We start from the raw sequence: 15,029 nt of genomic DNA, 5'->3' as shown, positions 1-15,029 counted from the left end.
TATGTTCTTAATGAGCTGAACCATTCGATTATCGCAAGAAAAACTTCAGCTAAGCGCGGTCTGTCTTCTTTGAAAGTACGTCGCTAGACGTTTTTTTTTACGTTTGCGGAACCACACTATATCAGTTATAAGGGTGATTACATGGGTGCAGCAACCCCCGTCGTTGAGTTAAAACAAATTACGAAGCGTTTCCCAGGCATTGTTGCCAACGACGCCATCAGCCTTCAGCTTCGTAAAGGCGAGATCCATGCGCTACTGGGCGAAAACGGCGCTGGTAAGTCAACGTTGATGAATATTGTATTTGGTCTCTATCAACCAGATGAAGGTTCCATTGAAGTGAATGGCAAGCCTGTCATCATCGACAGCCCTAACCGAGCGATCGATCTTGGCATAGGCATGGTGCATCAGCATTTTAAACTTGTACAGCCGTTCACGGTAACAGAGAACATTATTTTGGGATCTGAACCAACGAAGGGTCTCAATATTAACTATAAAAAAGCAGCCGCTGAAGTTCAGCGTCTTTCCGAACAGTATGGACTGAAGGTGAATCCTCATGCCAAAATTCATGATATTTCTGTCGGAATGCAGCAACGTGTAGAGATTGTTAAAACGTTGTATCGCGGTGCAGACATTCTGATTTTTGACGAGCCTACAGCTGTATTGACTCCTCAAGAGATCAAAGAACTGATGATCATCATGAAGAAGCTTGTAGCTGAAGGAAAGTCCATTATTTTGATCACGCACAAACTGAAAGAAATCATGGAAATCTCCGATACGGTAACGATTATCCGTCGGGGTAAAGTGATTGATTCGGTCAAAACTTCTGAAACAAATCCGAATGAGCTGGCAGAGAAAATGGTGGGGCGGAATGTCACATTCAAAGTGGACAAAAAACCGGCTACACCTGGAGCTAATGTGCTCGAAGTCAGTAAATTAACGGCCAAGAATAAAGAAGGTATTTCGGTTCTGAACCAACTTAACCTGAACGTACGCGCAGGAGAGATTGTCGGAATCGCAGGCGTGGATGGTAATGGTCAAAGTGAACTGATTGAAGCCCTTACCGGACTTCGTAAAGTCGAGAGCGGTTCGATTCTTTTGGAGGGCAAGGAGCTGTCCAATCATTCTCCGCGCCATATCTCGGAGTCGGGTGTAGCCCACATTCCGGAAGATCGACATAAACACGGACTTGTACTTGATTTTTCAGTGAGTGAAAATATTGTTCTGGAATCGTATTATAAAGCACCATACACCCGTAAAGGGTTCCTTAACTTCGATGCCATCAAACAGCAGGCGAAGCGGCTTGTTGAGGCATTTGACGTGCGTACACCAAGCATCGAGACCAAAGCTCGGTCCTTGTCCGGAGGAAACCAGCAAAAGGCCATTATCGCCCGTGAGGTAGATAAAAACCCTGAACTGCTTATCGCTGCACAGCCAACGCGTGGTTTGGACGTAGGGGCTATTGAGTTCGTTCAAAAGCAACTGATTGCACAGCGTGATCAAGGTAAGGCTGTTCTGCTGATTTCATTTGAGCTTGATGAGATTATCAATGTATCTGACCGAATCGCAGTTATTTATGAAGGACAGATCGTTGGCGAGGTGCTGCCGGAAGAAACCAATGACAGGGAGCTCGGCTTGATGATGGCGGGCAGCACCCAAAAGAGAGGTACTGCGCATGAATAACGTATTGAAATGGTTTACCCGAGATTCATTTATTTTGCCTGTAGTAGCTATTATTATGGGTCTTATTCTCGGTGGAGTTGTCATGCTGATTGGTGGCTACAATCCAATTGAAGCCTATGGTGCATTGTTCACCAAGGTATTTGGCGACATGTACAACTTTGGTGAAGCAGTACGGGAAATGACACCACTAATTATGACTGGACTTGCATTTGCATTTGCATCACGTGCAGGGTTGTTTAACATCGGGGGAGAAGGTCAATTTCTCGTTGGTATGACCGCTGCAACATTTGTTGGTGTTAAGTTTGCAGGTTTGCCGATCTACCTTCATGCGCCACTGGCTTTGATTGCCGGTGCATTGTTTGGTGGTCTGTGGGCCGCTATTGCTGGTTATCTGAAGGCGGCACGTGGGGTCAATGAAGTTATCAGTAGTATCATGTTGAACTGGATTGGTCTGTATCTGGCCAACCTTATCGTACGCCAATTCTTGCTGTTGAAGGGCGAGAATCGTTCCGTGGATATCAGCGAATCGGCGTCGATTAGTTTGACATGGCTCTCTGAACTGATGGGCAATTCCCGTGTACACATGGGGACGTTGATTGCCCTTGTGATGGCTGTGCTCTTTTATATCTATATGTGGAAAACAAAACAAGGTTATGAAATCCGCGCGGTAGGTTACAATCCTAATGCGGCTGAATATGCAGGTATGCATGTTAACCGGAATATCGTAAAAGCGATGTTTATCAGTGGTATGCTTGCCGGTCTTGGTGGTGCTTTCCAGGTTCTTGGTGTGTTCCATTACCAGACCGTAATGTCGGGGTCACCAGGTACAGGCTTTGACGGAATCGCGGTTGCACTGATTGGTTTGAATCATCCATTTGGAGTGTTATTGGGTGCAGTGCTGTTCGGTACCCTCACGTACGGATCTGCAGGTATGAGTTTTGCTGCGGATGTTCCGCCTGAGATTATTCGGATTGTGATCGGTTCGATTATCTTCTTCATTGCGGCACAAGGCATCGTGCGCTGGATACTTAAACCGTTCTATTCGAAGCGTAAGAAAGAGAAGGTGTTGTAGATGGACTTGTTGACAATTGGGCAAATTATCAATACGACGCTTGTCTTTGCTACGGCATTGATTTTTGCATCACTCGGCGGAATTTTTTCGGAAAAATCAGGTGTAACAAACCTTGGACTTGAAGGCTTTATGGTCTTTGGTGCCTTTGCAGCTGGAATCGGGGCGCATTATGCTCAAGAAGCGGGCATGGGTGGAACGACATCGGCCTGGATGGGGGTTTTGCTCGCGATTGTATTGGGCGTACTGGTATCGCTGATTCATGCCGTTGCGTCCATCACATTTAAGGCAGACCAGATTATCAGTGGTATCGTCATTAACTTTTTGGCAGCAGGAAGTACGTTGTACTTGGTTAAACTGTTGTTTGAAGGTTCTGGTGATTCACCGTTGGTTCAAGGCTTCAGCAAGTTTGATGTGCCATTCTTGAAAGACATTCCTTTGCTTGGAGAAGCCTTCTTCAAGAACGTATATCCAACGACATATCTGGCCATTCTGTTCGTATTCCTGACGTATTACATCATGTTCAAAACGCCATTTGGTCTACGCCTTCGTTCTGTAGGTGAACATCCAAGTGCGGCTGATACGGTTGGTGTTAAAGTGCTTCGTTATCGCTATATTGGCGTTATGATCAGTGGTGCGCTTGCGGCCATTGGTGGAGCTGCGATTACGTTGACAACTACGGGTACATTCTCACACAATACGGTTTCCGGCCAAGGTTATATTGCCATTGCAGCTATGATCTTTGGTAAGTGGAATCCGATTGGTGCCTTTGGTGCGGCTGTCTTCTTTGGATTCTCACAAGCGATCCGAAACTATGTACAGTTGTTTGAGTGGTCACAAAGTATTCCCCAGGAAATTATTTTTATGTTGCCTTACCTGCTTACCATCATCGTTCTCGTTGCAGCGGTTGGACGTTCTTCGGCTCCGTCTGCACTCGGTGAAGCATATGATCCGGGTAAAAGGTAACAACCTTTCCCATATCAGGTTAGCTATTCAGAGTTTTGATAAAGGGTCCGCCTTGTGCGGGCCTTTTTTTGTTTTCTTAAACGCCCATCGACTTTTACATGCTTAACTTAGTTCTCGTGCAGATGCCCATATTTTCAGGTAGGGACAAAGAAACAGGCGAATTCAGTGATGGACGAATACACTGTTTTGAACGATCCGAGGAGGAGGGGAAAGTATGAAACAACAAGTTACGCGTGATGAAGCGATGAAATTAATAGGCAAAAATATTGTTGCAATCAAAAAAGACGGCACTCGGGTTACGGGAAAGCTGTTGAAAGTATCGGGCAACAAACTGGTACTGAAGCGTCTGAATGGCAAAAAAGTACGTACAAAAGCGATTCTGCCTCTGGTATTGTTTGATCTGCTCGCTATTGCCACACTGCCTTATGCTTATGGAGGTGGTCCCGGCTTCGGTCCCGGATATGGACCTGGACCAAAACCAGGCCCTGGATATGGTCCAGGCTACGGACCGGGATATGGACCTGGAGGACCTGGTGGCGGATATGGACCTGGTCCTGGATTTGGCCCTTATGGTCCAGGTCCACGCCCACCAGGATTTTTCTAGGACATTCTATAATGTTTTTTCCAATTCGTAGCAGCGGCTTATCATGATGTATCGAATCGCGCTGTATCCATTTTTTTGATAAAACTGAAGCCCTTTGGTATTGCCCTCATCCACCATTACTTTAGATCTTCGACAACCTCGGGATGCCGCAAAGCTCTCTGCTTTGAGCAACAAAGTTTGCCCGTAACGTTTGCGTTGTTCTTTCGGACTAACGGCCATCATATCGACATAGAGCAATTCCCCATGCATGAGAAAATGGATGAATGCCACAGCAGCTTTGTCTGGCTCCGGCGAGACAACAAAGGTCATGCCCCTGTTCATTCGCAGGGGTATTTCTTTGCGGATTTTATTAATTTCCTTTTCGCTCATATGGGATAAAGGAACAAGTTGAGTGTCAATCAGTTTCATGATGGCGCCATCATCCAGCTTGGATGTGCGTTGCCGAATCACCATGCGGAGCCTCCTTTCAGGACCAGTCGTGCTGCTCGTATATCCTATGCCCGAAGCAAGATAAAAGGTGACTGAATGAAGCGCTGGGATTAGGGCAACCTTAAAGGTTGAAGAGGGAGGAATGAGGGTTCTCTGAATTTTTATGCAAAACAGGTATTGACTTATCGGTTGGAGGAATCATATAATGTTCCTAACATTTAACGAGAATATTTCATCGGCTATGAAGAGGACGAAGTTTTAAGGGCTCTTTTGCTCAGAGAGTGGCTGGAATTGCTGAAACCACCACCATTATCCCTTATATACGAGCTCACCTCGGAGCTGTTTTCCTGAAAAGCACTGGATGTCACTCCTTTCGCGTATTAGGGAAAATCGTATGTCTGCGTTACAGACAACAGGTATGGGAAACGACTATGTTCGTTTGAGCTATTCGTTTTGTTGTACCTGGTAAGGTCCGTTATTGCGAAATTTCGGGCAAAGTTGGGTGGTACCACGGAAGCGATAACCTTTCGTCCCTCGCAAGCATGAACTTGTTTGCAGGGATGGAAGGTTTTTTTTGTAACTTTAAATGTCAGAATGGTGTAAATTTCGAGAGGAGGATGACTGATGGGAGCTCAAATTCCAGAAGTACGGTCAACAGATGAATTACGTGAAAAATGGATGAAGCCGGAGGTCATTAGCGGATCCGAAATTCTGCTGAGAAGTTTGTTACTTGAAGGTGTCGAGTGCGTATTTGGTTACCCGGGCGGCGCAGTGTTGTACATTTACGATGCGATGTATGGTTTCGAGGATTTCAAACACGTTCTCACTCGTCACGAACAAGGTGCAATACATGCAGCTGACGGATATGCACGTGCAAGCGGCAAAGTTGGTGTCTGCATCGCGACTTCCGGACCAGGAGCAACGAATCTGGTTACAGGTATTGCAACAGCGTATATGGATTCAGTACCACTCGTAGTCATTACGGGGAACGTTATTTCAAGCTTGATCGGTTCAGATGCTTTCCAGGAAGCGGATATTACCGGGATTACAATGCCAATCACCAAACACAGTTATCTGGTAAAAGATGTAAAAGATCTGTCCAGCGTAATTCATGAGGCATTCCATATTGCCAATACCGGTCGTAAAGGTCCTGTACTGATCGACATCCCGAAAGATGTATCAGCGAACAAAACATTGTTTGAACCAACAACTGAACCTGTTATATTGAGAGGGTACAATCCACGGACAGTACCAAACAAATTGCAGGTTGACCGTTTGGCCCAAGCCATTCAGGAAGCAGAGCGTCCAATGATTCTCGCTGGTGGCGGTGTGGTATACTCGGGAGGACATGAAGAACTGTTCGAGTTTGTTGAGAAGACAGGCATTCCAATTACGACTACTCTCCTTGGTCTAGGCGCATTCCCAAGCGGTCATGAATTATGGACGGGTATGCCGGGTATGCACGGAACGTACACTTCCAATCAGGCTATCCAAAAAGCGGATCTGCTGATTAATATCGGCGCACGATTCGATGATCGGGTAACAGGCAAGCTGGATGGATTCGCTCCACATGCAAAAATCGTTCATATCGATATTGATCCGGCTGAGATTGGTAAAAACATTGCAACCGACATTCCAATCGTTGGTGATGTGAAGACGGTACTGGAAATAGCCAACAAAGAAGTTGGACGTGCAGAGCGTGCAGATGCATGGAGAGACCAGATCAAACAGTGGAAACAAGAGAAACCTTACAGCTACACGGATTCAGACGAAGTGCTGAAACCCCAGTGGGTTGTTGAAATGCTAAATGATACAACCAAAGGTGAAGCGATTGTAACTACGGATGTAGGACAACATCAGATGTGGGCAGCACAATATTATAAATTTAATCAACCGCGTTCATGGGTAACTTCGGGTGGTCTCGGAACGATGGGCTTTGGATTCCCTTCTGCCATAGGTGCTCAGATGGCCAATCCGGACAGACTCGTTATCTCCATTAACGGTGACGGCGGAATGCAGATGTGTTCCCAAGAACTCGCGATCTGTGCCATTAACAATATACCGGTAAAAATCGTAATCATTAACAATCAGGTACTCGGAATGGTTCGCCAATGGCAAGAGATCATCTATGAGAACCGTTACAGCCATATTGATCTGGCAGGAAGTCCAGATTTTGTAAAACTGGCTGAAGCTTATGGCGTAAAAGGATTGCGTGCAACCAACAAGGAAGAAGCCCAGCGTGCTTGGCAGGAAGCCTTGGATACACCAGGACCAGTCGTTGTTGAATTCGTAGTACGCAAGGAAGAAAATGTATATCCAATGGTTCCGCAAGGAGCGACAATTGATCAAATGCTGATGGGGGATGCTGACGAATGATAAGACATACGATCTCGATACTGGTAAACGATCAGCCTGGCGTCCTTCAGCGGGTATCAGGGTTGTTCGGTCGACGCGGATTTAACATTGAGAGTATTACAGTAGGTCAATCGGAAGAACCTGGACTCTCCCGGATGGTTATTGTCACCATTGGTGACGATAAAACGCTGGAGCAGATTGAGAAACAATTGTACAAAATCATCGATGTTATTAAAGTGGTTGATTTCAGCCTGAAACCAATGGTAGCCCGGGAACTTGCCCTGATCAAAGTGAAAGCAGAGCCTTCCGAGCGTCCTGAGATTCTGGGTGTGGTAGAAACATTCCGCGCATCCGTTGTAGATGTTGGTCCAGGCAGCCTGATTGTGCAGGTAGTTGGAGATACGGACAAAATTGATGCTATGATTGAATTGCTCAAGCCATATGGCATTCGCGAATTGTCCCGTACAGGCATAACTGCATTGGTACGCGGCAACGTATAAAGCTATAATGAATGAAGAGGGACGACGGTTAGCTAACATATACAGTTGATCTTATGTGAGTGTCAGTCCCTTAACAGTTGTAATTTAACATTTTAGTGATGTAACGCTTGAAAATATAGCTACATTCCCGCATTAATGGGCGGGTGTCTGAACGGATCGGATCAGACCAGAGATGCTTTTGATACGCCAAGCGAGTCGGTCCCTTGAGACACCCGCTCATTAATGAAGGGTTCTTTACAATACAAAGGAGGACTTATAAACATGCCAGTAACTACTTATTATGAACAGGATGCAGAGCTTAACGTATTGAAAGGAAAAACGATCGCGGTAATCGGTTATGGTAGCCAGGGCCACGCCCAAGCTCAAAATCTTCGTGATAGCGGATTGAACGTAGTCATCGGACTTCGTGAAGGTAAATCCTTCGACACTGCAAAAAATGACGGATTTGAAGTTCTGTCCCCGGCTGAAGCAACAAGCCGCGCAGATGTAGTTCAAATCTTGCTGCCAGACGAAACTCAAGCTTCTGTATACAAAAACGAAATCGAACCAAACCTGAAAGAAGGCGCTGCATTGCTCTTCTCACACGGTTTCAACGTTCATTTCGGTCAAATCGTTGCTCCAAAAAACAGCGATGTATTGCTGGTAGCTCCTAAGTCCCCTGGTCACATGGTACGTCGTACTTATGTGGAAGGTTTTGGTGTACCAGGCCTGATCGCGATTGAGCAAGATGCAACGGGTAAAGCTAAAGAAATCGGTTTGGCTTATGCTAAAGGTATCGGTTGTACACGCGCAGGGGTTATCGAAACTTCCTTCCGTGAAGAAACAGAAACAGATCTGTTCGGTGAGCAAGCTGTTCTGTGTGGTGGTGTGAGTGCATTGGTAAAAGCTGGATTCGAAACATTGACAGAAGCGGGTTACGCTCCTGAAATGGCATACTTCGAATGTCTGCACGAACTGAAGCTGATCGTTGACATGATGTATGAAGGCGGACTTTCAAGCATGCGTGATTCCATCAGTAACACAGCTGAGTACGGTGACTATGTAACTGGACCTCGCGTGGTAACTGAAGATACGAAGAAAGCAATGAAAGAAGTGCTGACGGATATCCAACAAGGTAAATTCGCACGCGACTTCATTCTGGAAAACCAATCCGGACGTGCATTCTTGACAGCAACTCGTCGTAACGAAGCTGAACACCCAATCGAAGTGGTTGGCGGACAATTGCGTGAGATGATGCACTGGATCAAGAAGTAAGCATTAACTTCTAGACATGCACTTTAAGGTATTCAAGTAAACTTAGAGCTTTAACTGGGAATAGCGGCCGTGCTTTATGCGTGAGCCGCTATTGCTGGTTCAGAGAAACATATAATAACAAGTACAGGAGGTGCGAAGCGTGCGTAAAATCTATGTATTTGACACAACGCTGCGTGATGGAGAGCAATCCCCGGGAGTCAATCTGAACACTCGTGAAAAGGTGGAAATTGCCCATCAGCTCGAGCGGCTTGGCATTGACCGGATGGAAGCGGGTTTCCCGGCGGCATCTCCAGGTGACCTGGCAGCTGTCAATGCAGTAGCAAATGCGGTCAAAAATGTGACTGTAATTGGCTTGTCCCGTTCCAGAGAGCAAGACATTGATGCGGTTAAAGAAGCACTTAAAGGTGCACAGGATCCGTGCATTCACGTTTTCCTGGCAACTTCACCTATTCACCGCCAACATAAATTGCGCATGGACAAAGCGCAGGTACTGGATACAGCTCGTTCCGCGATTCGTTATGCAAAGAAAACATTCTCGAAGATTGAATTCTCACTTGAGGATGCAGGTCGTACCGAGTATGATTTCCTCGTGGAAATGGTGAATATGGCTGTTGAAGAAGGTGCAGCGGTCGTGAATATTCCGGATACGGTTGGTTACCTGAGCCCATATGAATACGGAAACATTTTCAAACATCTCAAGGAGAATGTACACGGTATTGAAAAGGTACAGCTGAGTGCCCACTGTCATAATGACTTGGGTATGGCGACGGCCAATACACTTGCTGCCATTCTCAATGGAGCCGATCAGATCGAAGGTACGATCAATGGCATTGGTGAACGTGCCGGTAACACGGCGATCGAGGAAATTGCTATGGCACTGGAGACACGTCAGGAATTTTTCCAGGCGAAAACATCGCTGCAGTTGTCTGAGATTGCACGGACCAGTCGTTTGGTTAGCCGTTTGACAGGGATGGTTGTGCCTGGAAACAAAGCCATTGTTGGCGCAAATGCCTTCGCACATGAATCCGGCATTCACCAGGACGGCATGCTGAAGGAAAAAACAACGTACGAAATTATGACTCCAGAGTCCATCGGTCTGAAAGAAAGCAAGCTTGTACTTGGTAAACATTCTGGTCGTCATGCCTTCCGTGAGCGGTTGATTGATCTGGGATATGAGCTGGAAGAAGAAGCATTGAATCGTGCTTTCGCCCAGTTCAAAGATCTGGCTGATAAGAAAAAAGAAGTTACTGATGAAGATCTGCTTGCCGTAATTGAAGAGAAATTGCAGGATGCACCTGAGGTGTATAAACTGGAATCCATCTTCGTAACGTACGGAGATGAATCGGTACCAACGGCCAAAGTCCGCATTGCGACGCTTGACGGGGATACGATCGAGAAGCAAGCAGAGGGTAACGGATCGGTAGATGCAATCTACAACGCGATTGACCAGGTGAGTGGGGAAGACGTAACGTTGTCTGACTATTCCATCAAATCGGTAACGCATGGTAAGGATGCATTGGGTGAAGTACATGTTGTGTTGACTCAAAATCAGGTGTCGGTACAAGGACGTGGTGTAAGTACGGATATACTTGGTGCAAGTGCACGTGCTTATGTGGACGGTCTGAACCAATTGATTGAGAAACGCAAAACATATACGAACCGTGTAAACGTTAACCTGTAGGCTCCGATGAAAGAAGCACGCCCTCTTCTTTGAACTGAACTTTAAGCTGGGACGTATGTACGCTGCCAGGAAGATCTATCTTGATCTGAATTGATGTGGTAGATCTTTCGGCTTGCTTTGTTACGTTTAGTGAGGGATGTAAAGAGTCTGACTCTCCTGTGGAGGGTCAGACTCTTTTGCTTGTATTTAAGCATTTTGCATAAATCCTCTAAGCGTCTTCCAATCAGCAAGATATAGATCGAAATGATTCTGTTCGTCTATATCTTGTACCCGTGAGCGGTATAATTCGAATTATGCAAAATGCTGATTTATATAATTATGGCAGTGAAATACAGTACATTTTCTACGCTTACCTATTGCATTGGCTTACGCTATCAAGCTATTACCACGCGTATGCATTAGGTGCATGTCCACCTGGACCCGGGAAAATCTCATCCAGACGTTTGAGCACAGCTTCATCCAAAGTCACGTCCAGACATTTGAGTGCGGTCTCAAACTGCTCCAGCGTACGCGGTCCGATAATCGGGGCGGTCACTGCCGGATTGGCTGCAACCCATGCCAAAGCCACCGTATCCTGTGGTTCACCGAGATCACGACAGAGTGCGGCAAAGTCTTCAAGCTGAGTCTGCTGCTGCTCGATCCGTCCAGCGATGCCGCCACTGCGTGTTCCTTCCAGCTTCTGCAGAGCGTTACGTCCCAGTAATCCACCATCCAGTGGACTCCATGGAATGACGCCGAGGCCCAGCTCTTTGGCTGCGGGCAGTACTTCCAATTCAGGCAAACGACAGTTGAGACTATATTTATGTTGTTCGGAAACCAGGCCGAGGAAATGGCGATTCTTGGCTTCGCTTTGAGCGATTGCAATCTGCCATGCAGCAAAGTTACTCGATCCTACATAACCGATCTTACCTTGATGAACGGCATTCTCAAATGCGCCCCACAGTTCGTTCCACGATACGGCAGGGTCCACATGGTGCATCTGGTACAGCTCGATATGATCGGTCTGTAAGCGGCGGAGGGAACCCTCCAGATGCCGTCTGATTTTGTAGGCGGAAAGGCCAGCTTCGTTGTTGGGGCCATCTGTATCATCATGCATGGAGCCATAGACTTTGGTGGCCAGAACCACTTTTTCACGTCTGCCCCCGCCCTGATTGAACCAGCGTCCGATAATTTCTTCGGTAAGACCGGAATTCTCACCCCAGCCGTAGATGTTAGCGGTATCAAAAAAGTTCACGCCTGCATCAAGTGCTGCGTCCATAATGCGGAAAGCTTCTTTTTCATCTGTAGCAGGCCCGAAATTCATAGTACCGAGACAGATTCGGCTGACCTTGAGGCCTGATTTACCCAAATACGAATATTGCATGTTGCTTATCCCTCCTGCGTACCTGATTTGAATTCAGCTATATTTTACCCCACCGGGAGGTCAGGAACAACTTGGAAAGGCCAATCTCTATTAGCTTATAGGTAAAATCTATTAAAGTCATAGATTGTATATCTTGGTCAAATGACCTTGGAATATGATACAAAAGAGAGAGTTAATATGAGACGTTACTTTATGAATAATTAATGAATGAAATATAAGGAGTGGACAACCCAATGGCAGACGTGAAAAAAATTGCAGTTATTGCTGGTGATGGAATCGGCCCTGAAGTGGTAGCTGAGGCTGAGAAAGTGCTTAAACGTACGGAGGAAGTATTCGGTTATCGTTTTGAGACAGAGCATGCGCTATTTGGCGGAATCGCGATTGATGAGAAGGGAACACCTCTTCCTGAAGAAACACTGAGCGTATGTAAAAGTGCAGATGCAGTCCTGCTTGGAGCGGTTGGCGGTCCAAAATGGGATAACAACAGCAAGGAGCTTCGCCCGGAAACAGGCCTGCTGGGTATTCGTAAAGCACTCGGATTATTCTCCAACCTGCGTCCGGCTGTCGTATTTGATTGCCTGAAGGATGCTTCAACTCTGAAGCCGGAAGTACTTGAAGGTACAGATTTGATGGTGGTACGTGAGTTGACAGGTGGTATCTACTTCGGAGAGAAGTTCAGACGTGAAAGTGCACAGGGCGAAGAGGCAGTAGATACTTGTGCATATAATGTAACGGAAGTGGAGCGGATCGTTCGTCAGGCGTTCGAAATTGCGCAAGGACGTCGCAAAAAGCTGGCTTCTGTAGACAAAGCCAACGTATTGGAAACTTCCCGTCTCTGGCGTGAAGTCGTGAACCGGGTAGCACCGGATTATCCGGATGTTGAACTGGAGCATGTACTGGTAGACAACTGCGCGATGCAATTGCTGCGTCGTCCGTCTAGCTTCGATGTCATCGTAACGGAAAACATGTTCGGAGATATCTTGAGTGATGAAGCAGCGATGTTGACAGGTTCCATCGGTATGCTCGCATCTGCATCACTGGGAGAGGGCAGCTTCGGACTCTATGAGCCGGTACACGGTTCTGCACCGGATATCGCAGGTCAAGGCCTCGCTAATCCGATTGCAACCATTCTCTCTTTGGCATTGATGTTCCGCACAACCTTTGGTTATGCAGAAGGTGCGGATGCTATTGAAGCAGCTGTGTCGGATGTATTGAACGCAGGACACCGCACAAGTGATATTGCTGTAGACAAGAGCACAGCGATCAGCACGACCGAAATGGGCGATTTGATCGTAGCGGCTATTCAGAAACAGGCGTAATTATATTATCAACTACAGGCAGCCCTTTGTTTCCAGTTATGGAATGTACAGAGGGCTGTTCCTTTATCATTTTTGCCACGAAAAATCCTTATTTATAATTATTATAAAAAAATAATGTTTATAATCTTGACTTTGGGAAGTCCGGATGATAACATTTTACTTGTACTTGTTATCAAGTATCAAATCATTTTAATTACAGGAAAAGCGTACGCGTTTTTCTTGATGATGAGCAATCCGCAAGGATGCTTACATAATCCCAAAGGAGGAATTTTTAGTTATGGCAGAACGTTTGGTTGGTAGACCAGCACCGGATTTCGCAATGGAAACAGTATCGGGAGACGGACAAGATTTCGGTTCCGTTAAACTGTCCGATTATCGTGGCAAATGGCTTGTATTCTTCTTTTATCCTTTGGACTTCACATTTGTGTGCCCAACTGAAATTACAGCTTTGAGCGTTGCTTCCGAGCAATTCAAAGCTTTGGATACTGAAATCCTTGGCGTGAGCGTAGACTCCGTACACAGCCACAAAGCATGGATCAACACACCTGTAGACAGCAATGGTCTGGGTCAATTGAACTTCCCGCTGGCTTCTGACATCACGAAGCAAGTGGCTAAAGATTACGGCGTTCTGATCGAAGAAGAAGGCGTAGCATTGCGCGGCCTGTTCATCATCGATCCAGAAGGTGAATTGAAATATCAAGTGGTTAACCACAACGATGTAGGCCGTAGTGTTGAAGAAACACTTCGCGTACTGCAAGCACTGCAATCCGGCGGATTGTGTGCAATGAACTGGAAACCAGGCGACACTAACCTGTAAGCCAGGTTAACTTGAACGGTTTTTGTTCAAGCCCTCATCCCGTTAGGGATTGAGGGCTTTTTGCACCCTTTTGCCAAAAGTTATTACGAAGTTAATCAAAAGTGTTTGAACAAGCAGCTAAGCGTGTTAATAATATATTAGAAGAAAGTCTTCTTTTTATCTGTTGAAAGAGGAATTGATGGCCTTCAAGGCGAATAGGGTATGGAAACCCGGTAAATATTCCGGTGCTCTGCATTTATAATCTGTACATGAATGTGATACACTGATGGAACTATTCCTTTTCGGAAGTGCTGGAAGTGTACGGGATGGCATTTTAACAAAAAAGTCCCGGCACGTAATAAGGAGGGTGAACAAAAATGAGTTACTGTTGTGGGGCAAGTATGGTTGGAACGAAGGGCACGCTGAAGCATTACCGCACCCAGGTTCATAATGTTCCCCTGCTGTTTTGCCCGGTGTGTCACCGGGTCGAGGTGCATTATAAAGTGGAAAATGAATACGAAATTCTGGCTGAATATGCGCATGGAGACGGTGCATCTGAAATCGACTTTCAAGATTATGTGACAGAAGATGAAGATGCGATTTTTGAAAACTGTGTAAACCGTGAGAGCGAGGATGCCATGGTCATTGTGCAGCGCCAGATTGATATGGCTCTGGATTTGCTCAGGCTCGCCAAAGAAACCAAAGACGAGAAGTGGGAAAGCGAACTTAAACGTCGATTAGCTGTGATGAGTCAGCGCAGACTGAAAATTCAGCATAATAAGACCGGACTATAGATGAACTCGGATATATCACCAATTAAAGATATTAAAAACGAAGCTGATTTGCCTATTGGGTGAAACGGCTTCGTTTTTGTGCTGTATTCTGGAACTAATTCGAGGTTTTTTTTAAAATAATTTCCATTCGACACTTTCTCCGATTGACTCTCTTCTATAAACTTGTCTATGATAAAAACAGACTTGCAAAAGAGGCGGAGCAAAAAATGTTCGTGTTTG

General features: G+C 46.0%; 13 protein-coding genes. 11 read left to right on the top strand and 2 right to left on the bottom strand.

Going from position 1 to position 15,029, the window contains the following annotated elements:
* The first annotated feature begins 141 nt into the window (after positions 1 to 141).
* From MKX68_RS02285 to MKX68_RS02270, 4 genes are all read left to right on the top strand, one after another.
* The gene (locus MKX68_RS02285) at positions 142 to 1,680 is read left to right on the top strand and encodes an ABC transporter ATP-binding protein (protein WP_036610171.1); all 1,539 of its coding nucleotides are present in this window, start codon (positions 142 to 144) and stop codon (positions 1,678 to 1,680) included.
* Positions 1,673 to 2,752, top strand: coding sequence for an ABC transporter permease (locus MKX68_RS02280; protein WP_074094292.1), 1,080 nt, complete (start codon positions 1,673 to 1,675; stop codon positions 2,750 to 2,752). The genes MKX68_RS02285 and MKX68_RS02280 overlap by 8 nt, the downstream gene beginning before the upstream one ends.
* A complete protein-coding gene (locus tag MKX68_RS02275; RefSeq protein ID WP_062833426.1) occupies positions 2,753 to 3,715 on the top strand; it encodes an ABC transporter permease in 963 nt (320 codons plus the stop codon).
* 214 nt (positions 3,716 to 3,929) lie between these two features.
* A complete protein-coding gene (locus tag MKX68_RS02270; RefSeq protein ID WP_047842246.1) occupies positions 3,930 to 4,319 on the top strand; it encodes a hypothetical protein in 390 nt (129 codons plus the stop codon).
* A 6-nt stretch (positions 4,320 to 4,325) separates the two neighbouring features.
* Here the strand turns inward: MKX68_RS02270 and MKX68_RS02265 are convergent, their stop codons facing one another.
* A complete protein-coding gene (locus tag MKX68_RS02265; RefSeq protein ID WP_237176231.1) occupies positions 4,326 to 4,769 on the bottom strand; it encodes a GNAT family N-acetyltransferase in 444 nt (147 codons plus the stop codon).
* 603 nt (positions 4,770 to 5,372) lie between these two features.
* On the opposite strand from MKX68_RS02265, the gene ilvB reads away from it, so the two are divergent.
* From ilvB to MKX68_RS02245, 4 genes are all read left to right on the top strand, one after another.
* Positions 5,373 to 7,124 carry a biosynthetic-type acetolactate synthase large subunit gene (gene ilvB, locus MKX68_RS02260; protein WP_091032851.1) on the top strand — a complete coding sequence of 584 codons (1,752 nt, stop codon included), beginning with the start codon at positions 5,373 to 5,375 and terminating at the stop codon, positions 7,122 to 7,124.
* Positions 7,121 to 7,603 (top strand): acetolactate synthase small subunit, encoded by a 483-nt coding sequence (gene ilvN, locus MKX68_RS02255; RefSeq protein WP_024628317.1) that lies wholly within the window; start codon positions 7,121 to 7,123, stop codon positions 7,601 to 7,603. Before ilvB ends, ilvN begins: the two co-directional genes overlap by 4 nt.
* Positions 7,604 to 7,864: 261 nt before the next feature.
* Complete coding sequence (gene ilvC, locus MKX68_RS02250) at positions 7,865 to 8,857, top strand: ketol-acid reductoisomerase (protein ID WP_036669754.1); 993 nt, start codon at positions 7,865 to 7,867, stop codon at positions 8,855 to 8,857.
* Between the two features lie 139 nt (positions 8,858 to 8,996).
* Positions 8,997 to 10,538: a 2-isopropylmalate synthase gene (locus MKX68_RS02245; protein WP_036610154.1), complete on the top strand. Its 1,542-nt coding sequence runs from the start codon at positions 8,997 to 8,999 to the stop codon at positions 10,536 to 10,538.
* A 382-nt stretch (positions 10,539 to 10,920) separates the two neighbouring features.
* Here the strand turns inward: MKX68_RS02245 and MKX68_RS02240 are convergent, their stop codons facing one another.
* Entirely contained in the window at positions 10,921 to 11,901 is a 981-nt protein-coding gene (locus tag MKX68_RS02240; RefSeq protein ID WP_221822893.1) for an aldo/keto reductase, read from the bottom strand.
* A 233-nt stretch (positions 11,902 to 12,134) separates the two neighbouring features.
* Between MKX68_RS02240 and leuB the strand changes: the two genes are divergently transcribed.
* From leuB to MKX68_RS02225, 3 genes are all read left to right on the top strand, one after another.
* Positions 12,135 to 13,220: a 3-isopropylmalate dehydrogenase gene (leuB, locus tag MKX68_RS02235; RefSeq protein WP_017689651.1), complete on the top strand. Its 1,086-nt coding sequence runs from the start codon at positions 12,135 to 12,137 to the stop codon at positions 13,218 to 13,220.
* Between the two features lie 277 nt (positions 13,221 to 13,497).
* A complete protein-coding gene (locus MKX68_RS02230) occupies positions 13,498 to 14,037 on the top strand; it encodes a peroxiredoxin (RefSeq protein ID WP_036610146.1) in 540 nt (179 codons plus the stop codon).
* A 356-nt stretch (positions 14,038 to 14,393) separates the two neighbouring features.
* On the top strand, positions 14,394 to 14,810 hold the full coding sequence (locus MKX68_RS02225; protein WP_017689649.1) for a hypothetical protein: 417 nt from the start codon (positions 14,394 to 14,396) through the stop codon (positions 14,808 to 14,810).
* Positions 14,811 to 15,029: the final 219 nt, after the last annotated feature.

It is taken from the genome of Paenibacillus sp. FSL M8-0212, from assembly GCF_038004645.1.
In the GTDB taxonomy this organism is placed as follows: Bacteria; Bacillota; Bacilli; order Paenibacillales; family Paenibacillaceae; genus Paenibacillus.
The sequence above is the reverse complement of the archived record's forward strand: the minus strand, read 5'-3'. Positions and strand labels throughout refer to the sequence as shown.